Annotated in this window: 27 protein-coding genes; 15 read left to right on the top strand and 12 right to left on the bottom strand. The window is 69.4% G+C overall.

Translation table 11 applies throughout. The annotated features are described in order from the left end of the window. The first annotated feature begins 80 nt into the window (after positions 1-80). A complete protein-coding gene (locus A176_RS21255) occupies positions 81-599 on the top strand; it encodes a DUF507 family protein (protein WP_013939209.1) in 519 nt (172 codons plus the stop codon). Positions 600-666: 67 nt separating this feature from the next. Beyond that, on the top strand, positions 667-2178 hold the full coding sequence (locus tag A176_RS21250) for a hypothetical protein (RefSeq protein ID WP_002639138.1): 1512 nt from the start codon (positions 667-669) through the stop codon (positions 2176-2178). A gap of 41 nt (positions 2179-2219) precedes the next feature. On the opposite strand, the gene A176_RS21245 is transcribed toward A176_RS21250, so the two are convergent. The 7 genes from A176_RS21245 to A176_RS21215 all read right to left on the bottom strand — a co-directional run bounded on the left by A176_RS21245 (position 2220) and on the right by A176_RS21215 (position 10045). Continuing rightward, the gene (locus A176_RS21245; protein WP_044890061.1) at positions 2220-2591 is read right to left on the bottom strand and encodes a hypothetical protein; all 372 of its coding nucleotides are present in this window, start codon (positions 2589-2591) and stop codon (positions 2220-2222) included. Positions 2592-2658: 67 nt separating this feature from the next. Then, entirely contained in the window at positions 2659-3996 is a 1338-nt protein-coding gene (locus A176_RS21240; protein WP_002639140.1) for a di-heme oxidoreductase family protein, read from the bottom strand. A gap of 36 nt (positions 3997-4032) precedes the next feature. Continuing rightward, a complete protein-coding gene (locus tag A176_RS21235; RefSeq protein WP_002639141.1) occupies positions 4033-5136 on the bottom strand; it encodes an imelysin family protein in 1104 nt (367 codons plus the stop codon). A 22-nt stretch (positions 5137-5158) separates the two neighbouring features. Further along, positions 5159-6493 (bottom strand): hypothetical protein, encoded by a 1335-nt coding sequence (locus tag A176_RS21230; RefSeq protein WP_226993949.1) that lies wholly within the window; start codon positions 6491-6493, stop codon positions 5159-5161. A 114-nt stretch (positions 6494-6607) separates the two neighbouring features. Next, entirely contained in the window at positions 6608-7504 is an 897-nt protein-coding gene (locus tag A176_RS21225; RefSeq protein WP_002639143.1) for a DUF3108 domain-containing protein, read from the bottom strand. Positions 7505-7523: 19 nt separating this feature from the next. Beyond that, positions 7524-9215 (bottom strand): DUF4091 domain-containing protein, encoded by a 1692-nt coding sequence (locus tag A176_RS21220; RefSeq protein ID WP_044890062.1) that lies wholly within the window; start codon positions 9213-9215, stop codon positions 7524-7526. Between the two features lie 26 nt (positions 9216-9241). Continuing rightward, complete coding sequence (locus A176_RS21215; RefSeq protein WP_002639145.1) at positions 9242-10045, bottom strand: DUF3108 domain-containing protein; 804 nt, start codon at positions 10043-10045, stop codon at positions 9242-9244. Between the two features lie 296 nt (positions 10046-10341). Here A176_RS21215 and A176_RS21210 point away from each other — a divergent pair, with 296 nt between their 5' ends. Continuing rightward, the gene (locus tag A176_RS21210; RefSeq protein ID WP_002639146.1) at positions 10342-10563 is read left to right on the top strand and encodes a hypothetical protein; all 222 of its coding nucleotides are present in this window, start codon (positions 10342-10344) and stop codon (positions 10561-10563) included. Here the strand turns inward: A176_RS21210 and A176_RS21205 are convergent. Together A176_RS21205 and A176_RS21200 are read right to left on the bottom strand one after the other, a co-directional pair. Continuing rightward, positions 10550-11236: a YggS family pyridoxal phosphate-dependent enzyme gene (locus tag A176_RS21205; RefSeq protein WP_002639147.1), complete on the bottom strand. Its 687-nt coding sequence runs from the start codon at positions 11234-11236 to the stop codon at positions 10550-10552. The genes A176_RS21210 and A176_RS21205 overlap by 14 nt on opposite strands. Then, positions 11233-11829, bottom strand: coding sequence for a Maf family protein (locus A176_RS21200; RefSeq protein WP_002639148.1), 597 nt, complete (start codon positions 11827-11829; stop codon positions 11233-11235). Before A176_RS21200 ends, A176_RS21205 begins: the two co-directional genes overlap by 4 nt. 53 nt (positions 11830-11882) lie before the next feature. Here A176_RS21200 and A176_RS21195 point away from each other — a divergent pair, with 53 nt between their 5' ends. Further along, a complete protein-coding gene (locus A176_RS21195) occupies positions 11883-12974 on the top strand; it encodes a GGDEF domain-containing protein (RefSeq protein ID WP_002639149.1) in 1092 nt (363 codons plus the stop codon). Between the two features lie 85 nt (positions 12975-13059). Here the strand turns inward: A176_RS21195 and A176_RS21190 are convergent, their stop codons facing one another. Continuing rightward, positions 13060-14625 (bottom strand): peptidylprolyl isomerase, encoded by a 1566-nt coding sequence (locus A176_RS21190; protein WP_002639150.1) that lies wholly within the window; start codon positions 14623-14625, stop codon positions 13060-13062. Positions 14626-14834: 209 nt separating this feature from the next. Between A176_RS21190 and mreC the strand changes: the two genes are divergently transcribed. From mreC to A176_RS21165, 5 genes are all read left to right on the top strand, one after another. Further along, positions 14835-15695, top strand: coding sequence for a rod shape-determining protein MreC (gene mreC / locus A176_RS21185; RefSeq protein ID WP_002639151.1), 861 nt, complete (start codon positions 14835-14837; stop codon positions 15693-15695). Next, on the top strand, positions 15692-16192 hold the full coding sequence (locus tag A176_RS21180) for a hypothetical protein (RefSeq protein WP_002639152.1): 501 nt from the start codon (positions 15692-15694) through the stop codon (positions 16190-16192). Before mreC ends, A176_RS21180 begins: the two co-directional genes overlap by 4 nt. Further along, entirely contained in the window at positions 16189-18228 is a 2040-nt protein-coding gene (gene mrdA, locus A176_RS21175) for a penicillin-binding protein 2 (RefSeq protein ID WP_002639153.1), read from the top strand. Before A176_RS21180 ends, mrdA begins: the two co-directional genes overlap by 4 nt. A 7-nt stretch (positions 18229-18235) precedes the next feature. Next, on the top strand, positions 18236-19363 hold the full coding sequence (rodA, locus tag A176_RS21170) for a rod shape-determining protein RodA (protein ID WP_021781261.1): 1128 nt from the start codon (positions 18236-18238) through the stop codon (positions 19361-19363). A 128-nt stretch (positions 19364-19491) separates the two neighbouring features. Next, a complete protein-coding gene (locus A176_RS21165; protein ID WP_044890063.1) occupies positions 19492-20178 on the top strand; it encodes a PilZ domain-containing protein in 687 nt (228 codons plus the stop codon). 55 nt (positions 20179-20233) lie between these two features. Here the strand turns inward: A176_RS21165 and A176_RS21160 are convergent, their stop codons facing one another. Further along, a complete protein-coding gene (locus A176_RS21160) occupies positions 20234-20569 on the bottom strand; it encodes a hypothetical protein (protein WP_021781262.1) in 336 nt (111 codons plus the stop codon). A gap of 210 nt (positions 20570-20779) precedes the next feature. Between A176_RS21160 and A176_RS21155 the strand changes: the two genes are divergently transcribed. Further along, entirely contained in the window at positions 20780-21448 is a 669-nt protein-coding gene (locus A176_RS21155) for a polyphosphate kinase 2 family protein (protein WP_021781263.1), read from the top strand. A 69-nt stretch (positions 21449-21517) separates the two neighbouring features. On the opposite strand, the gene trxA is transcribed toward A176_RS21155, so the two are convergent. Beyond that, positions 21518-21850 (bottom strand): thioredoxin, encoded by a 333-nt coding sequence (trxA, locus tag A176_RS21150; RefSeq protein ID WP_002639158.1) that lies wholly within the window; start codon positions 21848-21850, stop codon positions 21518-21520. 104 nt (positions 21851-21954) lie between these two features. Here trxA and A176_RS21145 point away from each other — a divergent pair, with 104 nt between their 5' ends. The 5 genes from A176_RS21145 to A176_RS21125 are packed head-to-tail and all read left to right on the top strand — an operon-like array spanning position 21955 to position 26321. Beyond that, complete coding sequence (locus A176_RS21145; protein WP_002639159.1) at positions 21955-22416, top strand: hypothetical protein; 462 nt, start codon at positions 21955-21957, stop codon at positions 22414-22416. 34 nt (positions 22417-22450) lie between these two features. Continuing rightward, positions 22451-23269: a cytochrome C assembly family protein gene (locus tag A176_RS21140; protein WP_002639160.1), complete on the top strand. Its 819-nt coding sequence runs from the start codon at positions 22451-22453 to the stop codon at positions 23267-23269. Positions 23270-23271: 2 nt separating this feature from the next. Next, positions 23272-24597, top strand: coding sequence for a glutamyl-tRNA reductase (gene hemA / locus A176_RS21135; RefSeq protein ID WP_002639161.1), 1326 nt, complete (start codon positions 23272-23274; stop codon positions 24595-24597). Beyond that, positions 24594-25538, top strand: coding sequence for a hydroxymethylbilane synthase (hemC, locus tag A176_RS21130; protein WP_193409799.1), 945 nt, complete (start codon positions 24594-24596; stop codon positions 25536-25538). Before hemA ends, hemC begins: the two co-directional genes overlap by 4 nt. A 42-nt stretch (positions 25539-25580) precedes the next feature. After that, positions 25581-26321: a uroporphyrinogen-III synthase gene (locus A176_RS21125; RefSeq protein ID WP_002639163.1), complete on the top strand. Its 741-nt coding sequence runs from the start codon at positions 25581-25583 to the stop codon at positions 26319-26321. Positions 26322-26423 lie beyond the last annotated feature (102 nt).

The following is a 26423-nucleotide window of genomic DNA, read 5'->3' as shown; positions in this document are numbered from 1 at the left end:
TTTTCATTGCGACTGGGCTCGGCGCTGAACTATAGCGGTTGACGATTCCGAGCACGTTTCACAGAGGGCGAGGGACCGACATGAGGCTGTATCCGAAGGTGATCCCGATCATCTCGCGCGAGGCCATTCAGCAGCTCATGCAGGACGGGGACATCGAGGTGGAGCCGATGCGCGTGGCCGACGCCGAGATGGACCTGTCGGCCATCATGCGTGAGTACCTCGCGAACGAGGAGCGTGTGAACCAGGCGACGCGTGAGGCGCTGGAGCGTCGCGGTTACGACTATTCCAAGTTCAACCAGGTGAAGCGCGAGATGGCGGACGTCCGCGGCTTCAAGATGGGCGACGAGGGCATCGAATACGTCATCAACCAGATGATTGAATTCCTGCTCATCAGCCGGAACGTCGAAGAGGTGTACTCGGCGGATAACGGCCTGCGTCAGAAGATCTTCGCCGTCATGAAGCGTCACCTCGACGTGGACGACGAGATCGACAAGGAGGCCCGCTCCCGCCTGAAGCACCTGCAGGAGGGCACCAGCGCCTTCGACATCGAGTACAACAAGACGGTCGAGCAGATTCGTCGGGCGCGCGGCCTCATCTAGTTCTGAGGGGTGGGGCATGCCGTTCCCCGCTCCGCTGCCTACCTTGTGAACCAAGGAGGCAGCGTCGATGGCGGGACCCATCTCCACGGTTTTACTGTCAGGTTTGCTGGCCGCAGCGCCAGGCGGGTTCACGTTCGAGGGCCTGGAGGCCAGCGCGAGAACCGGGCAGCCAGACGGCTTCTTCATCCAAGGCTCACTGCCTTTCACCGACCTGGCCGAGAGCGGCACGGGAAGCGCGTCCCTGACGGTGGAGGACCGCGTGTCCCTGCCGGGCGCCACGTTCGGTGACAAGGGCCAGTTGGAGGCCTCGTTTCGTTTGGGGGCCACGGAGTATCGCGTCGAGTTGACGCAGCCGGGCTTCCCGCCGGAACAGGAGCAAGGGCAGGGCGATTCGTCAGGCCCGATGCCCCGGCCTCCGCCGCACGCGATTGGCGGCGGCGTGCTGCTGGACGTTCCGCTCTACGGCGACAGTGGCCTGGGCTGGACGGCGATGACGCGCACGCATGCCGCGGTGGCGGTGTGGGGCGTGGGCAGCGTCTGGCGCAACGGGCAGTTGCTGACGGACAGGGCCTTCGTGCACGCGGCGGCGCTGGCCGCGGGCGCGTACGCGGATGACGACACGCACCGGCTCTTGCGGCAGGCCCGCTACGACGACACGGAGTTGGTGGTGCTGGTGTGGAACCTGCCGCAGCAACTCGAGCCGCGCGGCTTCATCCAGTTCGTGTTCGAGGACGTGGCCATCGACGTGGGGGGCGTGGCGGTGCGCTCGCGGCCCTTCGTGGAGAACACGGGCAATCCGCCGCTGAGCTGGCATTCGCTGACGCCGGTGCCTCCGGGGGCCCGGGTGGTGGGGGCGCCCGTGACGGCGTCGCCGCCGCCCGCGCCGTCGGCCACCGGGGGCGGTGGGACGGCCGGGGTGGAGGGCACCTCGGCGCAGGTTCAGGACACCGGGACGGTCACCACGGTGACGGTGCCGGGCACGGCGACGGGGAGCGACGCGACGACGCCCGCGGTGGTGCCGGGGGCTCCCGTGCTGCCGGTGACGCCGGATGTCATCAGCGGGGGCCTGGCCGCGCCTTCGACGTCGACGGGGCCCGCGAATTTCTCCGGGCAGCTTCCCGCACCGACGCTGGATGGGACGGGCGCACCGCTGGGCTTCACGGCGGGAAGTGGTACTGCGCAGGCTGGGACGGGCGCACCGCTGGGCTTCACGGCGGGAAGTGGCACGGCGCCGACGCAGACGTTCGCGACGCCGCCCACGGTGTCGACGTTCGGTTCGTTCGGGGTGCAGCCCCTGGCGCCGGGCTCGTTCGATGCCTTCGTGGGAACGGGGCAGTCGAGCGCGGGCATCATCGCCACCGAGGCGCCGCTCAACTCGAGCCCGGCTTTGTCTCCGCCCGCGTTGCTGAGCACGCCCGCGCCGCTCAATGGCGCGCTGCCAACGCCGCTGTTGGGGACGCCCGCGCCGCTCAACGCGGGTCCGGCGATCGCGCTCCCCGCGACGCCTTCGCCCGTGACGGGGCCTGCGGTGGGGCCAGCCGCGCCCGCGGCGACTCCGGCACCCGCGACGGGGCCCTGACAGAGCGCCCATCTCTGGCCGAGTTCGTGGGGCTCCGCCCCTCAGCGGCTGCGAGGCGGCGGCTGGGCCAACCGGCTCAGCATCGCCGCCTGGGACAGGCGCTTGCGCAGCCGTACAACCGAGTCATGCAGCGAGTCGAGCTGCTGCAGGACGCGCAAGTCATCCCCTGAGTCCACGAGCGTGGCCGGCGTCAGCGCTTCCGTCCGGAGCGTGTCGAGCAGGTCCGTGAAGTGGGCCTCGACATCGCCCAGCGCGTCCAGTCCCTCGCGGAGGTCGTCCTCCAGGAGGTCCACGAGCACCGCGGCGTCGGTGCGCGCGGGCAGCGAACGGGCCAGACGCTCCACGGCCACCCGGACCGGGTCGGCACGGCGCAGCGGCGTAGAGGCGGCGAGAGCGAGTGCCGGAGGGGCCATGGCCCGACGCTACAGGCAGGTAGCACTCCGTCAATTTTCCAGTCCGGGCCGAATCACCCGCATCCGCTCAGAGTGAGCCCAGGAACTTCACCAGCTCCGCGCGCTCCGACGCCCCCAGTCCGCGGAAGCCCTCGCGCGCGAGCTCGGCCTCTCCGCCATGCCAGAGGATGGCCTCCTCCAGCGTGCGAGCCCGGCCGTCATGCAGGTAGCTCGCGTAGGGCAGCACGGTCTGCGTCAAACCCAGCCCCCAGAGGGGCGGCGTGCGCCACTCCGTGCCCGTGGCCGCGCCATCCGGACGTCCATCCGCCAGGCCCTCGCCCATGTCATGCAGCAACAGGTCCGAGTACGGATGAATGCGCTGATGCGAGACCTCCGCCACCGGATGCGCGCCCGTCTCCAGCGTCTCGCGGTGGCACTGCCCACACCCGAGCGACCGGAACCGCGCCTCGCCGCGAAGCACCTCCGCGTCCTCCAGCGAGGCCCGTGCTGGCACTCCCAGCGACTGCGAATAGAAGACGGCCGCGTCCAACAACTCCCGTGACAGCTCGTGCGTGCCGTCCGGTTCCAGGAAGAGGGGATTCGTAATCCCCATGTCGTTGACGTACGCCTCGGCGGACTGCTGGAACAGATCCGGGCTGTTCGCCTTCCAGCCAAAGCGTCCCGGTGCCGGAGCGCGCAGCGCCACGTCCCAGACGTCGTTCATCCGCCCGGAGATGCCGTCGCCATCCCGGTCGTCGGGGTCCGCCAGCGCTTGCAACGTGGACAGCGGCACGGCCTCCAACAGGCCCAGGCCGAACACCGGCGGCGGCAGCCGCAGTGACACCAACATGTCCGGCGGCGGGGTCGAACCATCCGAGGGATGGATGTGCACCCGCGGCGAGCGCAGCGAGTACGCCGTCCCATCCACGTACCGCCCCGGCGACTCCACCCACTCCAGCGTGACGGACGCCTCCGGGAGGACGCCGTAGTTCGACTGGTCCTGCACCTGGAGCCCCAGGCCTGGCACGGGGACGGCGCCGAGCGGGTGCTCGGGCACGCCCTGGGGCAGGCTCACCCGCACCAGCAGTTGCGTGCGCTGCGGCCCTGGCCCCATGACGGGCATGCCGCGTCCGTTGCGCAGGTGGCAGCCGTTGCAGGACGTGTTGTTGAAGACGGGCCCCAGGCCCGGATTGACGCGCGAGGGCGCGGGGACGAACACGGCGGCGAAGGCCGCGTCGCCCGCGCGGTGCAGCGCATCGTGCTCCGCGGACAGGTTCGGCGCGGGTTGGGCGAAGGCGAGCGACGTGCGGTTGTCGATGGTCGTATCGCCGCCCGCCCTGGGCGGAGCAGACGGCAGTCCGGGAGCCGTTTCACCGCAGCCCACGGTGCCCAAGGCCAGGATGGCCATCCACCACGTTCGTCGCATCGCGCTTCGCCTCCCTCGTTCCCGGGTGGGGACGCGTCAGCGGTTGACCCGCGGCATCACCTGCGACTCGAACGTGTTCTTGAGCGCGTTGATGGCCGCCTGGGCGGCTTCGATGTTCCGCGCGGAGGCCGGGTCGCGGATGGACTCACGGAACGGCTCGGGAATCGCCGCGAGTGCGCTGATGGACTGGGCAATCTCCGCGCGAATCCTGACGTCCAGCTCCGAGTCCACGCCCACCACGTCCCGCAGCGTCTGTCCCTGGGCCTGCGTGCCGTCCAGGCGGCCCAGGTACACGTTCTCCACGCTGCGCAGGTTGTTGGTGAAGTCGCTCAGCGAGTTGTACGCGAACTGGCTCTCCACCAGGTCCGGGTCCTTCGCGTCGTACGGGTCGGCGATCTTCCCGTTGGCCACCTCGTCGAGGATGTTGATGATGCCGCCCACCATCTCCTGCGCCGCGGACTGGAGCGAGGGGTAGGCCGCGTTGCCCACCTGACCCGCGGTGGTCAGCGTGTCGCGGTACGGCGGACGGCCGTCCGTCGTCTGCGTCCACGCGCCAGCGAGCGAATCACCCACCGACTTCAGCTCGGCGGTGATGGCGGTGAGGTACTCGAACTGCCGCGCGTTGAAGTCCGCGGGCCGCTTCGTGCCGCCGTCTCCGAAGAGGAGGTACTCCGCCGTGTGGAAGCCCTTCTGCGTCTCCTGGAGGTTGCGCACGTAGGTGGACGTCAGCGCGTCGCCGCTGGCCAGCACGGCGTCCAGGTCCGTGCGGTTCACCGGCCAGCTATCCAGCGCCGGGTCATACCCGAAGCTGTCCACGGGGCCGAAGAGGAAGCCCTCGCTCTGCTCCCACGGGATGCGCGCGGCGAACCACGCGGCACGCGCCGCATCCAGGTTCGCCTGGGTGGGGGCGTTGCGCAGCGCCTGGACCGACGCGTCCAACTCCGTCAGCCGCGTGGCCAGCCGCTGGTACGTGGGCAGCACCACGGTGTCCGTGAAGTTGATGATGAGCGACTGCTCGAGCGCCGTGTTCGGGCCCACGTCACAGCAGTCGTCCGTGCTGCCGCAGGCGTTGGCCAGCAGGGCTCCGGACATCAGGGCGGGAAGCAGCAGACGGCGCAAGGGGATCGTGAAGCGGGGCATGGTGTGCCTTTCGTGGGGGACGTCAGTAGGAGAAGCCAGTGGAGAGCCGGACCGTGTTCTCGGGACGGAACGCGTCGGAGCCGAGGCGGCGGTGGCTGAAGTCGAGCTTGGCGACCGCCACGCCTCGCAGCGTGTAGGCGGCGCCGACCGTGTAGACGGTGCGGCGGAAGCGGGGGTTGTTGAAGAGCGACTCGCGCGGCTTGAATTGCGTGTCCGCGTAGTCCAGCCGCACGTAGGGGAAGAGCTGGTGCGCCTCGCCCAGGCCCACGGATGGCGCGACGTCGAAGCCCAGCTCGCCCCACAGGGCCAGCGCGTTGTCGGACACGGGCGTGCGCAGCACGTCGAGCAGGTTGGAGAGGCGCGCGTTGCGCTGGGACACCAGCTCCGCGTTCTCCAGGTGGCCCCACAGCACCAGCGCCTTCGCGCGCCACGGGCCTCGCTGCACGGAGAGGTGCGCGTCCAGGATGAGCAGCGGCGCGGACACGTAGCCGCAGGGCGCCACCACGTTGGGATTCGCGTTCTCGCACTGCCGCACCAGGTCCGGCTTGGGCCGGTTGCGCGTGGTGTCGCCGTAGTAGGCGGAGGCGCCGAAGATGATGCCGTCGAAGCGGGTGACGTCGGCGCGCGCGACGACGGCCAGGTCGGTGGCGCGCGTCAGCTCGAAGCGGCGCTGATGGCCCGCGCTCACCCAGAGCTGGGAGCTGAAGCCCGTGGAGTCCAGGCCGTTGATGAGCTGCCCCGTGAGGCGCAGCCCCCAGGGCGCGCGCCAGCGGAGCTGGAGTCCCATCTCATCCCAGGTGTTGGGGATGACGAGCGTCTCCGCCTCGTCCCGGATGGTCCCCAGGTAGTCGGTGGGGCGGTAGAACTCACTCAGCGTCCCCACCGCCACGTAGAAGCGGCCCACGGAGAGGGTGACTTCAGGCCCCAACGTCTTTGCCAGGTAGAGCTCCTCGACGAGCACCTCGCCGCCCCGGTCCACCTCCATCTCGTATTCGCCAAACTCCTCGTACTCGAGCTCCAGCGAGGCGCCGGTGCCTCCGTGCTCGAACTCCACCTCCATCTCCGCCTTCAACCCGTACTCAGGGAGGCCCGCCTCCAACTCCAGCACCAGTCGTGTGGTGTCGAACGCCATGCGCGAGTCGCGCTGCGAGCCGCCCGCGCGGTTCTGGTTCTCCCCGTGGTTGAAGTAGGCGAACTGCAGGTCCGCGTAGCCGCCGATATCCAACGTCAGCGGGGGACGGGAGGGCGGGGGTGGCGCGCTTTGTGCCTCGGCGGAGACCGCGGTGAGCAGCGAGACAGCACCCAGCGACATCAAGAGCGAACGGGACGCGAGAAAGGTCATCGGAGCGGCGCGCACCGTACGCTCTTGATTTTGATTCTGCAAACCAATTTCAATTTCAGGGCAAATGAGAAGGCCCGCGGCATCAGCGCCGCGGGCCCTTTGAACAGCAATCAATCCGGATTCAGTGTTTCACCACTTCATCGATTCCTGGCCTTCGCTCTTCTGCGGCTTCTCGCCGGGGCGCGAGACGGAGGTGAGGGTGGCGCGCACGGCGCCCAGGTCGATGGTGCCCACGGCGGCCAGGGGCAGGCGGCGCGCGTCGTCGGAAATCCAGACGTGCACCTCGCGCCGTTGCTTGGGCCGGTCCAGGCGCACGGCGACGCCTTGCATGTGCCAGGCGTTGAACTGGCCCAGCGGCGTCGTCACCGTTTCCTTCTTCACCACGGTGCCCTGCATGCGCCACATGCGGCGCACGCCGTACACGTCGAAGCAGACCTGGAGGTCCTCCTTGAGCGGGAGCTGGCGCAGCAGGTAGATGGCGCCGGCCACGTCGAGGCCGTCCTTGTCGAAGGTGTAGTTGAACTGGCCCTTGGGCCGCTGGCCGAACTGGTAGTCCACCTTGACGGTGCGCTCCTTCTGGCCGAACGCGACCTCCACCTTGCGGCGCTGTTCGTTCTCCATCGTGTCTTCGATGTAGCGCTTGGGGCGCAGCGTGCGCGGGTGGAGGTACGCGGTGGCGCTGCCGCGCACCCGCCGCACCTTGGAGAAGAAGGAGTTCGTCTGCGCCTCCACCTGGATGGGCAGGTGCCCGTCCTTCTGCTTGTGGACGCGCATCGTCATGGTGCCGGCCTGCGCGCCCATGGCGTCGAGGTCGAACTCCAGGACCTCGCCGGGCATGAACGCCAGGGGCGTGCGCAGCGAGGGCAGGGCGGAGGCGCAAGCCTCGACGGTGAGGGGCGCCTCGGCCGTCTCCGCCTCCGCCTTCGTGGACTCCTGCGTGTCCGCATCCGTGTCTGGAATCTGGGCCCAGGCGCTGGCGGTGGACAGAGACAACACGGCCGCGAGGAGGGTGCGCATGGAGCTCATCCTTTTCCTTCCGGGTGGACTACGGGGTGCTCTGTGGCGTCTGACGGCCCGGGCCCTTCGCATATTCGGATTCCGCCCAACGCTTGCGGAGCCGGGCGGTGACTTCCTGTCGGACCGCCTCCCATTCTCCCGCATCCGAGGTGATGTCCCAACCGGTGCGTGCCAGCCGACGCGCGGCCGAACGGGCGAACGCGGCGTCACCCAGCTCGGAGAGCAGCCGGAGGTACTCGTAGTCCTCCAGTCCGTCCCGGATGTGCTTCAGCCGCAACGTGAGCACGGGCTGGTGGCCGGATGGACCCACCCGGTTCGGCGTGCCCGGATAGAAGAGGGTGCCGTCGCCGTTGCCGCCGAACTCGAAGACGTCCTTCCAGGGGTCCTTCTTCGTGTTGTAGGCGAACACGGTGTCGAAATAGAGCTCGCCGTCCACGCCGGAGGAGAACGCCAGCACGCCCATGGCGCGGTTGAGCGGCCCGGAGTGGTCCACCATGTACGAGGCCCAGCCGCTGTACGCCGCGTCCACCTTCTTGTCGTCCGGCGGCCCGCCCGTGCAGCCGTGCGAATTGCAGCTCTGGTACCACCACACCCGGGTGTTCCCCGACAGCCGCTTGCGCAGCGCGGTGGCCTCCAGCACGGTGGGGCACGTCTGCGGCCCCGGCCGGGGATAGAAGCAGTTGAGGGTGGGCGTGAGGATGTCCGCCGAGCTGTTCAGCGCGTCATCCAGCGGACTGGTGACGAGCACCGGAATCCCGCCCGCCGCGCGCACCCGCGTGGACTGGGCCTTCACCAGCGGCACGTCCTCCGGCTTGGGCTCGTCCTTGGCGTAGAAGAAGAGCTGCGCGGGCCAGCCCTTCTGCCGGTAGTGCTCGGCGAAGGCGCGGTAGTACGCCGTCTTCTCCGCGTCCGTCTTCGCCTGCTTGTTGTCGCGCACGTCGGAGCTGGTGAAGCGCGCGCCGGAGGACAGCAGGGTGCCGTCCAGGAAGGGCGCCATCTCCGCGTCGTAGGCGCTCCAGTCCACCACCGCGCGGCCCTTCTCGAAGCGCACCGGGGGCGGGTTCATGCTCATGCCGTGGGCGCTCACCCGGTGCTCCAGCAGCGCGCGCCCGTAGTCGCGCAGCAGCTCGCGGGCCTGGGCGGACTCCGGGTCCAATCCGTGGCCCCGGGCGATGCTGTACATGGAGATGCCGAAGCTGTTGGGCAGCGAGGACGTCGCGGGCAGCGCGAAGGGCTGCACCTCCGCGGTGAAGGCCACCGGCACGGGCTTGCCGCTCCCCGCCTTCACCCGCAACTGGCCGCGGTACGTGCCCGGCTCCTGCTTCTCCGGCGCGCAGACCTCCACGTAGAAGACGGTGGGCAGCTTCGGGTCGTGCCCCGGCGCATTCACGGGGACCAGCGCGTCTGGCCACGGGCCCTTGTGCCCCTGTCCGTTGGACGGCGTCTTCACGTCGATGAAGGCCTCGCGCCACACGGAGGCCTTCATCGCGGCGCCGGGCCCCTTCAGCGTCAACGGCTCCACGCTGGGGTGCTCCACCTTGCCGGGCAGCGCCACCTGCACGGCCTCGCACTCACCCCGGGCCAGACTCAGCCGGGCGTCCTTGCGTCCCTTCACGGCGTCGCCCGGCCGGACCTTCACCAGGGGCGACAACACCTGAGGTTCCTGCTGCGTCGCGGACATCGCCGCCGCCACCACCGCCCACGCCCATCCTGCCGCCATCCGCCGCCTTCACTCTCCGGCGGGGGTTACCCGCCATTCTCGGCTCGGGCCACCGCCATGCTGCGGCCCGGCTTGTAGTCGGTTATCTCCGCGACGATGGTGCCCAGCGCCAGGTCCGCCTCCACCCGCACCGGCACGTGGCTCGGGTCCGTGGTGAGGTAGACGAACATGTCGCGCTTCGACGCGAGGTTGCCGTCGAACTCCGTCTTCACACGCAGCTTGAACACTTCCTTCTTGCCCAGCTCCGTGCCCAGCACCTCGCGCCCTTCCACCTTCGCGCGGAGGGTGAACGCCTTGCTGCCCGTGAACACGGGATAGGCATACTCCGCGCCCACGGCCAGCTCCTGATTGCGCAATGCGAACGTCGCGCCCGTCATGTCCAGCGTGCCCTCGGGCACCTCGCGCGTGGACTCGCGCGCCGGCTCGCCCTCCTTCTGCTTCACGACGAAGGCGGACTTTCCATCCGGCAACATCTTGATGCGCTGACGCCGGCGCGAGCCGTTCTCATCCGCATGCAAGTCACTGCCCACCACGCGCTGGCTTTCGGGCTGCCAGTAGGACACGAACTTGTCCTTGATGGGCCACACGCCCAGCATGTCGTTGGAGCGCGCCACCGCGACGATGGGCCAGACCTCCTCGCCCCACTGCTTCATGGTGGCGCCCACCGTCACCTGCGCGGTGCCCGCCGTGATTCCCAGATACCGGACGCGGTACGAGCTCTGCTCACCGGGGCCAAACGCCGGGTTCACGGACTCCTGGGCCGTGGCCGTGACCGACCACACCAGGCCCGCGAACAGCGCCGCGACCCCCCACTTGGACTGCGTTTGCATCGGGTGAGCTCCCTCGCTTGGAAGTTAGGTAGCCTGGCCGCGATTCGCCAGACCCGGTTCCGAACCATTCCCGCCGCCGCCCATTTCCCCTGACGCGGCTGTTGGCCAGCCATTCAATCAACGGCCGCTTGCTCCACGGGGAGACACACTCTTTCACGCGAGGACGACGCGCGCCGCTTCCCGCCCACTGCACGGCCAGGATTGCCGCACGGTGGCATGTCCACCCGCTGACACCGCTGGTAGCCTCGCTGGCGAGGCCCCCGGGGATGTCGGGTGCCATGCCGAGGGAGGCGCCCATGTCTGGTGGTGGCGGTACCTACGATTTCGACGACGACGAGAAGGACGCGGCCAAGGCCAGCGGAAAGCCGCGCAAGGACTTCGACTGTCCCTCCTGTCACGCCAACAACCCCGTCGACGATGCGCTGAGCCAGGGCGACGAGGTGCGCTGCAACTACTGCGGCGCCGAGTTCAAGGTGTCCGTGAACTCGGAGGGCCGGGTGAAGTTCAGGGAGATTTGAGCTCGCGCTCGCCGAAAATGGCGGTGCCTACGCGGACCACGGTGGCGCCTTCCTCGATGGCCCACTCGAAGTCATGGGTGGTGCCCATGGACAGGCCCTGCAGTCCGTGCGTCCGGGCCAGCTCGCGCAGCGTCCGGAAGTCACCCCGGGCGCGGGCCTCGTCGTCGGTGGGCGGCGGCAGGGCCATCAAGCCCACGGGTTGGAGGCCCGGCAGCGCACGGAGTTCGTCCAGGAACGCGCCGAGCGCGGTGGGCGCCAGCCCGCTCTTGGTGGCCTCCGCGCCCACGTTGACCTCGACGTAGACGGGCAGGGGAGGGGCGCCCTCGCGGCGCTTCGACAGCTCCCGGGCCACCTCGAGCCGGTCCAGGGCATGGAAGGCCCCGGCCACCCGCGCCACGTACTTCACCTTGTTCGTCTGGAGCGCGCCAATGGCGTGCCACCGCAGGCCGTCCAGGTCCGCCAGCTCCACGGCCTTGTCCCGCAGCTCCTGGGCGTAGTTCTCCCCGAAGTCCCGCTGGCCGGCGGCGTAGGCCTCGCGGATGAGGGCCGCGGGCTTCAGCTTGGAGACGGCCACCAGCGTCACCGACTCCACGGGCCGCCCCGCCCGGGCGCAGGCCGCGGCGAGCCGTTCGCGCACCGCCGCCAGCCGCTCCGCCACGCTCCCGTCGCTCATTCCGTCCTCCAGGGCACGGGCACGCCGGCCCGCTCCAGCAGCGCCACCGTCTCACCCAGGGGCAGGCCCACGACATTGGAGGTGCTGCCCTCCACGCCGGCGACGAGGAAGCCGCCCTTGCCCTGGATGGCGTAGGCGCCCGCCTTGTCCAGGGGCTCGCCGGAGTGGGCGTACCAGGCCATCTCCGATTCACGCAGGGCTCGGAAGGTGACGCGCGTGTGAACGACCAGCGCCTCCTCGTGCCGGCCCGCCAGGGCCACGCCGGTGTAGACGTCGTGGGTGCGGCCGGACAGGCGCGTGAGCATGGCCTGGGCCTCCTCCGGGTCCCGGGGCTTGCCCATCAGCTCGGTCCCCAGGGCCACGGTGGTGTCGGCGGCCAGCACCCAGGCGCCGGGGTGGCGGGCGGCCACCACGCGGGCCTTCTCCCGGGCGAGCCGCTCGACGTAGGCCGGCGCGGCCTCCCCCGGGTGGGGCGTTTCGTCGATGTCCGCCGCGGAGACGGTGAAGCGGATGTCCAACTGTGACAGAAGTTCACGCCGTCGCGGCGACGCGGAAGCCAGGATGAGCAACGTTTGATCTGCGTTCATGTGCATGTTACGGCTCGGTCCGGCCTTACCAGACTTGTGCCCCGGAGTGGACTCTACGGATGAATCCCGCGGACCTCCTGTCGGCCATGAAGCGGACAGTCGAGCAGCTTGCCGCCTTCAATGAGATGGCCAAGGCCCTGACCTCGACGCTCGAGCTGCGCGAGGTGCTGGCGCTCGTGATGCAGAAGGTCAGCAGCCTGCTGCTGCCCCGCAACTGGTCGCTCATCCTCCAGGACGAGCGCACCGGGAAGCTCTACTTCGAAATCGCGGTGGGGGACGGCGCGGACGTGCTCAAGGGCCTCCAGCTCAACCCCGGCGAGGGCATTGCCGGGGCCGTCTTCACGTCCGGCGTGGCCCGGCTCGTCCATGACGTGGGCGGGGACCCCAGCTTCTCCCCACGCTTCGACAAGGCCTCCGCCTTCCACACCCGCTCCATCCTCGCCGTGCCGCTGCTGGCCCGGGGCAGGGTGCTGGGCATCATCGAGCTGGTGAACGGGCCCATGGATCCGCCCTTCACCAACGAGGACCTCACCATCCTCACCGCCATCGCGGACTACGCGGCCATCGCCATTGAAAACGCGCGCAACTTCCGGCGGGTGCAGGAGCTCACGATTACGGACGAGCACACCGGCTGCTACAACGCCCGGCACCTGCGCGCCCTGTTGGATCAGGAAGTGAAGCGCTCGGAGCGCTTCCGGCACCCGCTGTCGCTCGTCTTCCTGGACCTGGACCACTTCAAGAGCGTCAACGACACCCACGGGCACCTGGTGGGCAGCGCGACCTTGAAGGAGGTGGGGGACCTGCTCATCACCCTGGGCCGGCAGAACCTGGACGCCGTCTTCCGCTACGGGGGAGACGAGTTCGCCATGCTCCTGGTGGAGACGGACCAGGACGGCGCGGCCATCATCGGTCAGCGCGTGTGCGAGGCCTTCCGGGGCCGGAGCTTCCTGGTGGAGCAGGGCCTGGACGTGCGCCTCACCGCCAGCGTGGGGGTGGCCACCTATCCGGACCACGCCACGTCCGCGCTGGACCTCATCCGCGCCGCGGACTTCGCCATGTACGGCGCCAAGGCGCGGGGCCGGGACGCGCTCTGCATCGCCGAACCCGTGCCACCCCAGGGCAACGGCTCACCCCAGTTCCCCGAGCGGTAGCCCCAAGCCCGCAAAGAGAAAGGGCCGGGGAGGGGAGTTCCCTCGGCCCGGCCCTCTCGGAGGCGTCACGGTGTGACGCCCGGAATCACCCGGTGCCCACCACCGAGTCGATGGCGGCGGTGTTCGTATCCACCGCGCCCTGCTCGCGCAGCGCCTTGAGGAAGGACTCCGTCAGCTCGATCTGCTTGGCCTGACGGGCCTGGTTGCGCAGCTCGTCCTTGCGCTTGTCGAAGCCCTCCGCGTCCGGCTTCTGGCGCTCCACCACCTGCGCCACCACGAAGCCCTCACCGGCGGGGAACACCCCGTCCACCGGCTGCGGGTTGCTGACGGCGAAGGTCGCCTTCACCAGCTCGGGCGCGGGGCCCAGGTGCGGCACCGCCTCACCCTCGGCGGTGAAGCTGTCCGTCTCCACGGCCTCCGGGCGCGACTCCGTCTCGAAGCGCAGCAGCGCGGGCTGCTCCTTCTCCGGCGGGAACAGCGTCTTCAGCGACTGGCCACCCTTGATGGCGGCCAGCGCCTTGTCTGCCTCGGCGCGGGCCTGCTGCTTGGCGCGCTCCTGCTTGTAGAGCGTGGTGGCGATCTCCTTCTGCACGTCCTCCAGCTTCTGGTCCTGGGCGGCCTGCTTCTCCTCCACCTTCACCAGGTGCACGCCGAACTTGGTCTCCACCGGCTGCGTCACCTGGCCGGCCTGCAGCGCGAAGGCCGCGTCCGCCAGCGCCGGCTCCCAGCTCCCGCGCTCCACCCAGCCCAGGTCGCCACCGCGCGACTTGCTGCCCGGGTCCTCGCTGCTGTCACGCGCCACCTGGGCGAAGTCCTTGCCGCCTTCGATCTCCTTGCGCAGCGCCTGCGCCTTCTCCAGGGCCGCCTTCTTCTGCTCGGCGGTGGCCTCCGGGGGCAGCTTCACCAGCACCTGGCGCGCGCGGATGCGCTCCGGCTGCTGGTACACGAAGCGGTTGGCCTCGAAGTACTCCTTGATCTCCTTCTCGTGCGTCTTCGTCCACTCGGCCAGTTGGGCGGCGGTGGGGGCGGGAATCTTGTCGGCGTACATGGCCGGCAGGAAGCGCGCGAAGACGAGCTTGGCCTGGTTGCCTTCCTTCTCGAAGCGGGCGCGGACCTCGTCGTCGGAGACGACGGCGTTGGCGCGCACCACGTCCACCATCTTCTGGGCGGCCAACTGGCGGCGCAGCTCCGTCTCGAAGTCCTGCGGCGTCTTCCGGTAGAAGTCGCGCAGCACCTGCTGGTAGCGCTCGAAGTTGAACTGGCCGTCCTTCTGGAAGTCCGTGTTCTGGAAGAGCAGCTTGCGCAGCTCGTCGTCGGACGGGGTGATGCCGTGGCGCTCGGCCGCCTGGGCCAGCAGCTCCGTGCTCACCAGCCGGTCGAGCACCTGGGTGTGCATGCCGAACTGGCGGGCGAGCGACTCCGGCACCGGGCTGCCCTGCGAGCGCAGGAAGTTCATCTGCTGGGCCCACGCCGCGGCGAAGTCGCGCAGCGGGATTTCCTTGCCGTTCACCGTCGCCACCGCGCCAGGCGCCACCGCGCCGCCCGAGGCTCCGAAGCCGGTACTGCCCGGGCCGAACTGGAGCGTGAACACCACCGCGATGCCGATGATGAACAGGAGCGAGGCAACCTTCCGGGGATTCAGACCGTCCATTGTCGTCACTTCTGGGGCAAACGCGCCGAGAAAAGCCGTGCGGAAGGACTCGCGACGCGGTGTTGTTGGTAGCCCGGCCGGTGGGTGGTGGACCAGGAACCGCCCCCCATGCAGGCCTTGACTGCCTAGGATATCGCACCGGAAAATGCAAGCGATTTAGAGCCCTTAGCCCGCCCCTGCTCCTCTAACACCCCCGGAAACTCCAGCCAGTGTGGTCGCTCCTCAAGCGGTATTACCGCCCCCTTTTCGTGGGCTTTCTGCTCCTCGCCCCGCTCGTGGCCTTCCTGCTCGGCGGCAGCAAGGGCAGGGGACCCAATTTCGTCGACCGGGCCATCATCGCGGTGACATCCCCGGTCCAACAGGGGCTGACCTCCGCCATCGAGGGCGCGGTGGCCGCGGGTCAGAACTACCTGGACCTGCGGGGCGTGCGCCGGGAGAATGACGCGCTGCGTTTGGAGAACCTCCAGTTGCGGGCGGCCGTGCAGGCCCTGGGCGAGTCGCGCATGGAGAACGAGCGGCTGCGCAAGCTGCTCAACTACGCGCAGGCGGAGCCGGGGCCTGAAATCCCGGCGCGGGTGGTGGGCGTCAATCCGGTGGCGAAGCTCCTGTCGGTCCGCATCAGCAGTGGCGAGCAGCAAGGCGTCTTTCGCGGCATGTCCGTGGTGACGCCGGACGGAATCGTGGGACAGGTCATCCGGGCCACCGGCGGGTACGCGGACGTGGCGCTGGTGACGGACCCCCAGAGCCGGGTGGCGGTGCGCGTGCAGCGCTCGCGGGCCCGGGGCACGGCGGCGGGTACGGGAGGCGGTCCCCTGAAGCTGGAGAACATGCTGCGCACCGAGGACGTGGAGGACGGAGACCTCATCATCACCGCGGGCACGGATGGCATCTATCCGCCCGGCGTGGTGGTGGGCCGCGTCACCGGCCTGGAGAAGAAGGAGCACGGCATGTTCCAGGGCGCGGACATCGTCCCGGCGGTGGATACGAGCAAGCTGGAAGAGGTGTTGGTGGTGGGCAGTCCGTACAGCGCCATGGCGCCGGGCGGCACCGCGGAGGGCGCGTCGAAATGAAGTTCCTGGTGACGGTCGCATTGGCCCTGGCGTTGCTCACGCTGGAGTCGGTCCTGGTGAAGCAGGCGGGCCTGGAGCTCGGCCGCATTGACGTGACCGTGGTGCTGGTGGCGTTCCTGGCCCTGCGGGCGACCTTGGTGGAAGGTTCCATCTCCGCCTTCAGCGTGGGGTACCTGCTCGACCTGATGAGCGGGCAGCCCACGTGGCTCTACACGTTCCTGGCCGTGTTCATCTTCCTGGTGGGGCGGCTGGTGCCCACCTTCGTGGAGGTCCGCGGCGCCCTGGCCTTCGCCCTGTTCTCCATGGCGGCGGACGTGGGGCATTCGCTGCTCGTCACCTTCTTCACCTGGCTGACGGTGAAGGAGGACGGCCCCGGCTCGCAGTTGGCGGAGATGCCGCTGCAGGTGGCGCTCACGGGGCTGGCGGCGCTGGCGCTCTTCCCACTCCTGCGGCGCTTCGAGGCGTCCCAGGAGCGGCCCGCGGGGTTGCTGCGGTGACGCCTCCCACGCTGGGAAATACGACGCCCGGGCGCGAGCTCAAGCGGCGCTTCGTGTGGCTGGGCCTGGCCATGGTGCTGGGCCTGGGGCTGATTTCCATCCAGCTCTACCGGCTGCAAATCACCCGGGGCGAGGAGTACGCCGCCAAGAGCGTGGCCAACTTCGTCAAGGAGGTGCGGCTGCGCGCCGACCGCGGCGTCATCAAGGACGCGCGCGGCACCATCCTGGTGGACAGCCGTCCGTCCTTCGACGCCTTCGTCACCCCCGCCTTCTGCACGGACTGCTTCGAGCAGGTGATTCCGCGGCTGGCGGAGCTGCTCCAGTGGGACCCGGACCAGCGCAAGAAGGTGGAGGACATGGTGCGCACGGGGCGCCGCAACGCGCCCTTCCAGCCGGTGCCGGTGCGGGTGGACCTGTCCCGCGACGAGTACGACCGCATCGCCGCGCGGCGCGACATCCTGGACGGCGTGGAGGTGGCGCCCGTGCCGCACCGCCACTACCGCACCAACAACGTGCTGTCGCACGTGCTGGGCTACATGAATGAAATCACCCAGGAGGAACTGGAGCGCCTCAACGGCGACGGCGCCCGCTACGCGCTGGGGGACTACATTGGCCGGCGCGGCCTGGAGCGCTACTTCGAGCAGCGGCTGCGCGGCACGGATGGCGTGCGCAAGGAAGTGGTGAACGCGCGCGGACAGACGATTGAAGAGCTGAACGACAAGCTGGGGGACAACGCCGTGGTGCCGCCGCGTCCGGGCAGCAACCTGGTGCTGTCCATCGACATGCGGCTGCAGGAGGAGGCGGAGCGGGCCTTCCCGGGCGTGACGGGCGCGGTGGTCGCCATCGACGTGAACACGGGGTTCATCCGCGCGCTGGTGTCGCGGCCCGGCTTCGACCCCAACCTGCTCACCGGCCGCGTGACGCCCGCGCAGATGGCGCTGCTGTCGCGCGACCCGTTGGACCCGATGATCAACCGCGTGGCCGCCGAGCACTACAGCCCGGGGTCCACCTTCAAGGTCGTCACCGCGCTGGCCGCGTTCAAGTCCGGCGCCTTCCGTCCGGAGACGGTGGTGAACTGCCCGGGTGGCTACCGGCTGGGCGCGCGCACGTGGCGCTGCCACAAGGACGCGGGCCATGGCCACGTGGACGGGTTCACCGCGATGAAGTCGTCCTGCGACACCTGGTTCTACAAGGTGGCGGACACCATCGGCCTGGACCCCATTGGTGAGATGGGCAAGTCGCTGGGCCTGGGCAGCCCCACCGGCGTCAACGTGGTGGCCGAGGTGCCGGGCATCATGCCGACCAGCGCGTACCACGACAAGGCCTCCCCCGGCGGCTACACCAAGGGCATGGCGCTCAACAGCTCCATTGGCCAGGGCGACAACAACGTCACGCCGCTCCAGCTTGCGCTGGTGTACGCGGCCATCGCCAACGGCGGCACGCTCTACAAGCCGCAGATGGTGAACCGCCTGGAGGACCTGGATGGGCAGACCATCGAGTCCTTCATGCCGGAGGTGGTGCGCAAGGTGGAGCTGCCGGCCCCGCACCTCAAGGCGGTCATCGACGGCCTGGTGAAGGTGGCGCACGAGCCGGGCGGCACGGCCTACCGCGCGCGGACGAACCACATGCGGGACAAGGACATCCTGGTGGCGTCGAAGACGGGCACCGCGCAGGTGGCCCGCCTGGGCGCCATCCGCCTGAAGACGCACCAGATGAGCTTCTTCGAGCGCGACCACGCCTGGTACGCCGGCTTCGCGCCCGCGGACAAGCCGGAGCTCGCCATCGTGGTGCTCAACGAGCACGGCGGACACGGCGGCTCGGACGCGGCGCCCACGGCGATGGCGGTGTTCCAGAAGTACTTCGACCTGAAGAAGCTGGACGCCACGGCGCCGCCGCCGCGTCCCAATCAGCCCTACACGCCGTCCTCCGTGAAGCGCGCGCCTGGCCCTGAAGAGGCGGCGCTGACGCGGGGTGTGCGGCCACCGGCCCGGCTTCCGGGCGATGACGAGGAACGCGCGCGTGCAACTGCGGATTGAGCGCCGGATGGTGCCCCACATCCCCTGGGGCCTCATCATCTCCGTGCTGGCGGTGTGCGGCCTGGGCATCTGGAACCTGGCCTCGGCGTCACGCCCGCCCCACTCGCCGGTGTGGGGCTCGCAGACGCTCTACCTGGGCGTCAGCATGCTCGCGGTGCTGGTGGTGTGCCTGGTGGACTACCGCTGGATTCAGCGCATGGCGGTGCCCATCTACGTGGGCAACATCGTGCTGCTCATCGCGCTGCGCTTCTTCGGCCACACGGCGAAGGGCGCGGAGAGCTGGTTCGTCATTGGCCCGTTCCGCATGCAGCCCGCGGAGTTCGTGAAGATTGGCGTCGTGTTGATGCTGGCCAAGGTCTACCACGACGACTTCCAGCCCAATGAGCCGTCCTACAGCCTGACGCGGCTGTGGAAGCCGGTGCTCGTCGTCCTGGTGCCCTTCACCCTGGTGCTGGTGCAGCCGGACCTGGGCACGGCGCTGATGATTGGCCTGTCCTCGCTCACCGTCATCCTGTTCGGCAAGGTGCGCTGGTACCTGGTGGCCACGCTGGTGGCGGGCGTGCTCGCGGCGGGCATCGTCATCTGGAACGACTACATCCGCGACGTGCCAGAGCCGCGGCCCACCATCGTCCGGCACTACCTGAAGAAGCACCAGAGCCAGCGCATCTCCGGCTGGTTGGACCCCGAGGCGGACCTGCGCGGCAGTGGGTACCACGCGGCCCAGTCGAAAATCGCCGTGGGCAGCGGAGGCGTCTCCGGGAAGGGCTGGCGCGAGGGAACCCAGACGGGCCTGCGCTTCCTGCCCGAGCAGCACACCGACTTCATCTTCTCGGTGTGGGCGGAGGAGCACGGCTTCGTGATGTGCCTCGTCCTGCTGGTGCTCTACGGCGCCATCTTCATCTTCGGCCTGGGCGTGGGGTTCAACGCGCGAGACAGATTCGGAGCCTTCGTCGCCGTGGGCGTGGTGGCGATGCTCTTCTGGCAGGTGTTCGAGAACATCGGCATGGTGATTGGCTTGCTGCCGGTGACGGGTATCACCCTGCCGCTGATGAGTTACGGCGGCTCATCCCTGTTGTCGGTGATGCTCTGCATCGGCTTGCTGGTGAACATCAGCATGCGACGTCACATGTTCTGAGAATTCCTGGAATCTATCTTCCGAAGACGGGCGCAAGCGTTTCTCGGCGCGCGGCATGGGGTGGTGTATGAATCACCCCACCAACGCAACTGGAGGGCGAGTCCCTCCCGGGCAGGTGAGGGCGCGTCATGCAGAGGAAGGGTGGCCAGAAGGCAGTGGGGACAACCCGCGTGGAGGCGCCGGTGCGAGCGCCCGTGCAGCAGGCGCCGGTGCTGGCGAAGGAGGCGCGCCCCGTGGCGGCGGCGCCCGCGCGAGCGCCGGTGGCCGCGCCCGCGGCGGTGAGCGCCGAGCCTCGGCCCACGTTCTCACCCTTGATTGAGATGAATCAGGGGGAGGCGGAGCACCGTCACTTTCCCCGGGCCCAGCTCGGCACGCGGTTCGAGGTCTGGGTGGATGACGAGGCGGGGGAGCGCCGCTTCGAGGCGAGCCTGCTCTCCATCAACGTGAGCGTCAGCGGCGCGTTCCTGGAGAGCACCTTCTACCTGCCACTGGGCACGGTGCTGGGCGTCCGCTTCTCATTGGAGCCGGGGGCCGCGCCGGTGCTGGCGCGCGCGGAAATCGTCCGGGAGGAGCGGGGGGATGGCCCCGAGGGCCGCAGCGGCTTCGGCGTGCGCTTCCTCGACTTCAGCGGACAGACGGAGGTTGCGCTGGCGCGACTCTTCGTGGGGATGCGGTTGAGGGCCTTCGCGGAGGACTATCTCAAGTCTCAGCGGGCTCGCTCCCTGCCCAACGAGGTGGAGCGCGTGGTGGACGTGCTGGCGGCCTGGGAGCTGCTCAAGGCGACGTCTTCCGTTTCCGACCCCTGGCAGGGCTGACGCTGCTCACCGGCCTTCGCCCAGGGCCGTGGGCGATTGGCCAGAAGCCAGTCAATCAGGCCGACTTGCCGCCCGAAATCTGCCGGCGGCGCTCGGCCTGGTAATGCGCGGAGCACAACCCCTTCGAGCGTTGCTCACGGGTGCAGCCATCCACGGTACAGCGACGGTCCAACGACACCAGGCTGGCTCCCGCCATGACCTTCGGCGGACGGCCCCTGCGGCGACCCGCGGTGAGGGCGTTGGGACTCGGCGAAGGGCTGCCCAGCCGGGGCATGCCGTCGTTGAGCGCGCGCAGCATGCCGCGGCCAATGGCGTCACCCAGGGCCTCGGCCCAGTTCACCATGGCCGGCGTCAGCGGGACGGTGGACAATTCTTTTCGAGGACGTGCCATGAATACTCCAAGTGAAAACAGTCAACCAACACAGACACTGCTATGTGCCTATTTGGCGGTTGAAGTCATCGCTGTCAATACAACCTTGGAGGGTCTGTCTTGACTCGTAAACGATCTCAGAAAATTGATGACAAGACTGCAAATGGATACGTGTTTCCCGTATGTCCTCACGGGGCTGTGACACTCGCGGCGGTCGACCCGGGCGTCTCGGTGGGTGAACACGCGGAATATGAGAAGACGCTCAAATCACTGCAGGAGCGTGTCTTCGAGCTGCAGACGCGCAACTACCTGGCAGGGCGGAAGGCCGTCGTTGTCTTCGAGGGCTGGGATGCCTCCGGGAAGGGTGGCGCCATTCGAAGGCTCACGACGTTGATGGACCCACGTGGTTACAAAGTGTGGCCCATCTCCGCGCCGTCGGAGGAGGAGCGCCGGCACCACTACCTGTGGCGCTTCTGGCGCAAGATTCCGGGAGCCGGCGAGGTCTGCATGTTCGACCGGAGCTGGTACGGGCGGGTGCTCGTGGAGCGGGTGGAGAAGCTGGCGAAGCCGGCGGAGTGGCGGCGCGCGTACGATGAAATCAACGCTTTTGAACACATGCTCACCGCGGACGGTGTGCGGATGGTGAAGTTCTTCATCCACATCGACAAAAAAACGCAGCTCAAGCGGTTTCGCGAGCGCGAGAAGGACCCGGCCAAGCGCTACAAGCTGGGGCCCGAGGATTGGCGCAACCGGTCGAAGTGGAAGCAGTACGAGGCGGCCATCCAGGAGATGCTGGACCGCACGCACCGGCCCGACGCGCCGTGGCACGTGGTGCCGGGCAATGACAAGCGGTACTCGCGGCTGGAGGTGCTGCGCCGCTGCGTGGACCTGCTGGGGTGAGAAGGTGGCGCCGCGAGGGGGCGCGGGGAGCCAGGGCTCACCCGCGCGCTCGGCCCCGCGGCGTCGGGACTAGGTCAGCGCCTTCTTGACGGCGTCCTCGATGCGGGTCTTGGGGACCGCGCCGACAATCTGCTCCACGACCTTGCCGCCCTTGAAGACGAGCAGGGTGGGGATGGAGCGGATGCCGTACTCCTGCGGCGTGTCCTGGTTCTCGTCGATGTTGAGCTTGGCGAACTTCATCTGGCCCTTGTACTGCGAGGCCAGCGCCTCGATGGAGGGCGCGATGGCGCGGCACGGCGCGCACCACGTCGCCCAGAAGTCCACCAGCACGGGCTCCTGGGAGTCCAGGACCTGCTGCTTGAAGTCGCCATCTCCGATGTTCGTCACGTCAGCGCTTGCCATGGTGTCTCCCTCGTGCCCGCTCCGGGCAGCTTCGGCGCGTCCTGTAGTACGCGACCGGTGGCCCTGCAAGGATCGGCCGGGCATCAGCCAATCTGGCGGCTCAGATGCGGATGAACGGCCCCTGTTTCAACCATTTCCCCCACGGCATCCACCCCCGGGCGGATGGGTGGTGTAAGCTGCCGGGCGTGACGAAGCTCTTCCTGCCCCAGGCCCAGCTCGAGGAGTGGGCACTGGCGGACAAAGCGGACCTGCGGGACGGCCGCCTGGTGGTGATGGCGGAAGGCGGCGTGGCCTTCCCTCTCTCGCCCGCGGTGCACTTCGTCCAGCTCGTGTCGGGTGAGGACACCCAGGGGCTGGTGGCCCGGGTGAAGACCGAGGAGCAGCTTGCCCGACTGGGTGCCGAGCAGATGGCTGACTCGGTGCTGGTGGGGGACAACGCCTACGAGGTCGTTCCGGGGTATGTAGCGGAGGTCGCGGCGAGCGCGCCCCGGCCAGAGGGCGCGGAGAAGAAGCCGGACTCCGAAGCGGACCTTCTGGCCGCCTTCATCCTCAACAAGATGGGCTGATTCGCCCGTCTCCCGTGGTTATGAGCCTGCCCTTATGAGCCACACGCTCGTTTCGCTCGCCTGCCACGCTTACGGCATCGCCGCCGTGGTGTATCTCGCCTACCTGGTCCGCCAATCCGAGGCGCTGGCCACGGCCGGGCGCGTGCTGGTGGGCGGAGGGTTGGCGCTGCACGGCGTGGCCCTCTTCGAACTGCTCGGCGTCCAGAGCGGCCGGCCGGTGGGCCTGGCCCAGGGTTTCTCCGCGCTCGCCTTCCTGCTGCTGGCCATCTTCCTCTTCCTGGACGTGCGCTACCGCCGCCCCGTCATTGGCGCGTTCCTCACGCCCCTGGCCCTGGCGGCGCTGCTGCCCGGGCTGTTGTTGCAGGGCGGGCAGGCGCCGCTGCCCCCGGGCGTGCGTCAGCCGCTCCTGCCGTTGCACATCACGCTGGCGCTGATGGGGCTGGCCGCGTTCGCCGTGGCCGCCGGTGTGGGCGTCATGTACGTGCTCATGGAGCGGCAGGTGCGGGCCAAGCGCTTCGGACTGCTCTTCTCCCGGCTGCCGTCCCTGGAGTTCCTGGACACGCTGAACCGCCGGTTGGTGGTGTGGGGCTTCCTGGCGCTGTCCATCACCCTGGCCACCGGGGCCTTCTTCGTGGGCTCCGCGCCGGGCCCGTGGACGGTGGATGGCAAGACGCTGGCCACGCTGGTGGCCTGGGCCGTCTTCGCCGCGCTGCTGATGGCGCGCACCTTCGCCGGGTGGCGCGGGCGCCGCGTGGCCTTCCTCACCATGGCGGGCTTCTGCCTGGTGATGGTGTCCTTCTTGTCCTCGTATGACGTGCCTTCGCCCGCGGCGGCGGCCCTGAGGATGCCGTGAGTATGGAGCTCATCTGTATTGGCCTGTCCCATCGGACGGCGCCCCTCAACGTCCGCGAGCGGCTGGCCCTGCCGGAGCCGCGGCAGATGGACGTGCTCCAGCGGCTGGCGCAGGCCCCCATGGAAGCGCTGTGGGTGTCCACGTGCAACCGCGTGGAGGTGTACCTGAGCGCGCCTAGCGTGGACCTGGCGCGGCAACGCGTGTTGACGGAGCTGGAGTCGCTGGGCGGGGTGGAGGCGCTGGAGCACCTCTATGAGCACCAAGGCGAGGCGGCGCTGGTGCACCTGTTCCGCGTGGCGTGCAGCCTGGACTCCATGGTGCTGGGCGAGGCGCAGATTCTGGGACAGGTGAAGGACGCCTTCGAGCGCGGGCAGGGCGCGGGCGCGGTGCGCGGTGAGCTGATGCGCGCCTGCTCGGCCGCGTTCAGTTGCGCCAAGCGCGTGCGCACGGAGACGGCCATTGGCCGCGCGGCCACGTCCATGGCGGCGGCGGCGGTGCAGCTCGCCAGCAAGGTGTTCGACGGGCTCGCGGGCAAGACGGTGCTGGTGGTGGGCGCGGGGGAGATGGGCGAATTGGCGGCGCGGCACCTGAAGCATGCGGGCGCCTCGAAGCTGTTCATCACCAACCGCACCCTGTCGCGCGCGGAGGCCCTGGCGGCGGACGTGGGCGGGCAGGCGAAGCCGTTCGAGGAGCTGTTCTCGTTGGTGGCGGCGGCGGACGTGGTGGTGTGCAGCACGGCGTCGCCGGTGCCGCTCTTCACGCGGGACAACGTGGGCGCGCTGGGGCGCGGGCGCCGGGGCCGGCCGCTGTTCATGGTGGACCTGGCGGTGCCTCGGGACATCGACCCGGCGGTGGGCACGCTGGACTGGGTGCACGCGTACGACGTGGATGACATCCAGAAGTTCGTCGCGGACAACGCCGCGGCGCGCGCCGAGGAGGCGCAGAAGGCGGGCGTGCTGGTGGCGCAGGAAGTGGCGCGCTTCGTCAAGGAGCGCGCCTTGCGCGAGGGGACGCCGGTGCTGGCGCGGCTGCGTCAGCGCGCGGAGGCCATCGCCCGCACCGAGGTCGAGCGCACGCTGGGCGCGCTGGGCGACGGACTCAACGACAAGCAACGCAAGAGCATCGAGGCCATGGGCCGAGCCATCGTCAACAAGCTGCTGCATGAGCCCACCGCGCGGCTGCGCGCCGTGGGACCCGAGGGGGAGGGCAACCGGCTCGCCGGTGCCGCTGCCGAGCTGTTCGGTCTCCTGGAGGACGAGGTGGGCGCCGCCGCCGCCGCGCCCTCCGTCATGGCCCCGCAGATTCAGGTCGCCACGGGAGGCAAGTGATGTCGCGCGTGCGCATCGCCACCCGGCAGAGTCCCCTGGCCCTGTGGCAGGCGCGCCACGTGGGCGCGCTGCTGGCTTCGCATCATCCCGGGCTCGACGTGTCCCTGGTGGAGATGACCACCGAGGGGGACCGCTTCCTGTCCGCGCCGCTGTCCGCGGTGGGCGGCAAGGGCCTGTTCGTGAAGGAAATCGAGCAGGCGCTGCTCGACGGCCGCGCCGACATCGCGGTGCACAGCCTCAAGGACATGACGTCGGTGTTCCCGGAAGGGTTGATGCTGGCGGCGGTGCCGGAGCGCGAGGACCCGCGCGATGCTTTCTGCGGTCTGAACGGGGTGACGCTGGACGCGCTCCCCCAGGGCGCGCGCGTGGGCACGTCGTCGCTGCGCCGAAGCTGCATCCTGCGGGAGCGCCGGCCCGACGTGGAGATTGTCAGCATTCGCGGCAACGTGCAGACGCGGCTCGCGAGGACGCGGGAGCAGGGCCTGGCGGGCGCGTTGCTGGCGTACGCGGGGCTGAAGCGGCTGGGGCTCGAGGACGTCATCACGCAGGTGTTGCCGCCCGAGGTGAGCCTGCCCGCGGTGGGGCAGGGCGTGCTGGCCATCCAGTGCCGGACGGAGGATGCCCGCGTGCGCGAGCTGCTGGCGCCGCTGGAGCACCCGACGACGCGCATCGCCGTCACCGCCGAGCGCGCGTTGCTCGCGAAGCTGGAGGGTGGCTGCACGGTGCCGCTGGCGGGGCATGCGACGGTGTCCGGGGACGCGGTGTTCGTGCGCGGACTCGTGGGCCGTCCGGATGGCACACGGGTGGTGCGGGGCGAGGTCCGCGGCCCGGTGTCGCAGGCCCATGCGCTGGGCGAGGCCCTGGCGGACGAGCTGCTGTCGCGTGGGGCGGCGGACATCTTGCGTGATTTCGCACGCCGCACGGGCGCGCGGGAGTCCTAGACTGCCGCGCGCGTGGAACGGCGACTGGAAGGCAAGAGAGTCTTGGTGACGCGCCCGCGTGAGCGGGCCGAGGAGCTGTGCTTCCTGCTGGAGGACGAGGGCGCGGAAGTGCTCAGCGTTCCCCTGCTGGAGCTTCATCCCCCAGAGGACCCGCGTCCGCTGGCGTCCGCGGCGGAGCACATCCATCGCTATGCCTGGGTGGTCTTCGCGAGCCCGTCGGGCGTGGAGGCGCTGATGGAGGCTCTTCGCGAGGCGGGCACCCAGGAACGGATGAAGCGGGTGAAGGTGGCCACGGTGGGGCCGCGCACGACGCGCGCCGCCGAGGGCTACGGCCTGGAGGTGGTGGCCGAGCCTTCCGAGGGCACGGGCGAGGCCCTGTTCAACCTCATCAAGGATGCCCTGCAACCGGGAGACGAAGTCCTGCTCCCCGCCGCCGAGGAAGGCCGGCGCGAGTTGGAGGACGGCTTGCGGGAGTACGGCGTGTTCGTATCCCGCGTGACGGCGTACCGGTCCACGGCCGCGTCGCTGACGCAGGAGGCGCTGGCGATGTTGGATGCGTCGCCTCCGGACGTGGTGCTCTTTGCGTCGCCGCGCACGGCCGAGGCCTTCCTGGAGGAGGCGGGGCGTGAGCGGCTGGCCACCGCGCGGGTGGTGGCCATTGGCCCGACGACGGCGTCCACGCTGGAGCGGCTCGGTGTCCCCGCCGCGGCGGTCGCAGAGCGGCCAACGCCCGAGGCCCTGGTAGATGCCACCGTGCTCGCGGTGACGAGCACCGTGCACTAGGGGCGCCGCCACGGCCTGCGTGTTGTGCCCCGTGGACTGAAGCCGCGTTGGCGATGTCTCCTCGGTGATGGATTCCCCGTGGGCGCGCCGCATGCGGGCTTC

Source organism: Myxococcus hansupus, from assembly GCF_000280925.3.
GTDB classification, from domain to species: domain Bacteria; phylum Myxococcota; class Myxococcia; order Myxococcales; family Myxococcaceae; genus Myxococcus; species Myxococcus hansupus.
Note: the sequence above shows the minus strand (reverse complement) of the source record. Positions and strands in the feature narration are given on the sequence as shown.

What these genes read in the sequence shown, in the direction of transcription:
- A176_RS21250 (WP_002639138.1), top strand. Translation starts at nt 667, where the DNA reads ATGGCGGGACCCATCTCCACGGTTTTACTGTCAGGTTTGCTGGCCGCA.
- trxA (WP_002639158.1), bottom strand. Translation starts at nt 21,850, where the DNA reads ATGGCAAGCGCTGACGTGACGAACATCGGAGATGGCGACTTCAAGCAG.
- A176_RS21235 (WP_002639141.1), bottom strand. Translation starts at nt 5,136, where the DNA reads ATGCCCCGCTTCACGATCCCCTTGCGCCGTCTGCTGCTTCCCGCCCTG.
- hemA (WP_002639161.1), top strand. Translation starts at nt 23,272, where the DNA reads ATGGAGCTCATCTGTATTGGCCTGTCCCATCGGACGGCGCCCCTCAAC.
- A176_RS21195 (WP_002639149.1), top strand. Translation starts at nt 11,883, where the DNA reads ATGAATCCCGCGGACCTCCTGTCGGCCATGAAGCGGACAGTCGAGCAG.
- A176_RS21200 (WP_002639148.1), bottom strand. Translation starts at nt 11,829, where the DNA reads ATGCACATGAACGCAGATCAAACGTTGCTCATCCTGGCTTCCGCGTCG.
- A176_RS21180 (WP_002639152.1), top strand. Translation starts at nt 15,692, where the DNA reads ATGAAGTTCCTGGTGACGGTCGCATTGGCCCTGGCGTTGCTCACGCTG.
- A176_RS21215 (WP_002639145.1), bottom strand. Translation starts at nt 10,045, where the DNA reads ATGCAAACGCAGTCCAAGTGGGGGGTCGCGGCGCTGTTCGCGGGCCTG.
- A176_RS21205 (WP_002639147.1), bottom strand. Translation starts at nt 11,236, where the DNA reads ATGAGCGACGGGAGCGTGGCGGAGCGGCTGGCGGCGGTGCGCGAACGG.
- A176_RS21165 (WP_044890063.1), top strand. Translation starts at nt 19,492, where the DNA reads ATGCAGAGGAAGGGTGGCCAGAAGGCAGTGGGGACAACCCGCGTGGAG.
- A176_RS21160 (WP_021781262.1), bottom strand. Translation starts at nt 20,569, where the DNA reads ATGGCACGTCCTCGAAAAGAATTGTCCACCGTCCCGCTGACGCCGGCC.
- A176_RS21245 (WP_044890061.1), bottom strand. Translation starts at nt 2,591, where the DNA reads ATGGCCCCTCCGGCACTCGCTCTCGCCGCCTCTACGCCGCTGCGCCGT.
- A176_RS21210 (WP_002639146.1), top strand. Translation starts at nt 10,342, where the DNA reads ATGTCTGGTGGTGGCGGTACCTACGATTTCGACGACGACGAGAAGGAC.
- A176_RS21145 (WP_002639159.1), top strand. Translation starts at nt 21,955, where the DNA reads ATGCGGATGAACGGCCCCTGTTTCAACCATTTCCCCCACGGCATCCAC.
- A176_RS21190 (WP_002639150.1), bottom strand. Translation starts at nt 14,625, where the DNA reads ATGGACGGTCTGAATCCCCGGAAGGTTGCCTCGCTCCTGTTCATCATC.
- rodA (WP_021781261.1), top strand. Translation starts at nt 18,236, where the DNA reads ATGGTGCCCCACATCCCCTGGGGCCTCATCATCTCCGTGCTGGCGGTG.
- A176_RS21255 (WP_013939209.1), top strand. Translation starts at nt 81, where the DNA reads ATGAGGCTGTATCCGAAGGTGATCCCGATCATCTCGCGCGAGGCCATT.
- A176_RS21220 (WP_044890062.1), bottom strand. Translation starts at nt 9,215, where the DNA reads ATGGCGGCAGGATGGGCGTGGGCGGTGGTGGCGGCGGCGATGTCCGCG.
- A176_RS21140 (WP_002639160.1), top strand. Translation starts at nt 22,451, where the DNA reads ATGAGCCACACGCTCGTTTCGCTCGCCTGCCACGCTTACGGCATCGCC.
- A176_RS21240 (WP_002639140.1), bottom strand. Translation starts at nt 3,996, where the DNA reads ATGCGACGAACGTGGTGGATGGCCATCCTGGCCTTGGGCACCGTGGGC.
- A176_RS21225 (WP_002639143.1), bottom strand. Translation starts at nt 7,504, where the DNA reads ATGAGCTCCATGCGCACCCTCCTCGCGGCCGTGTTGTCTCTGTCCACC.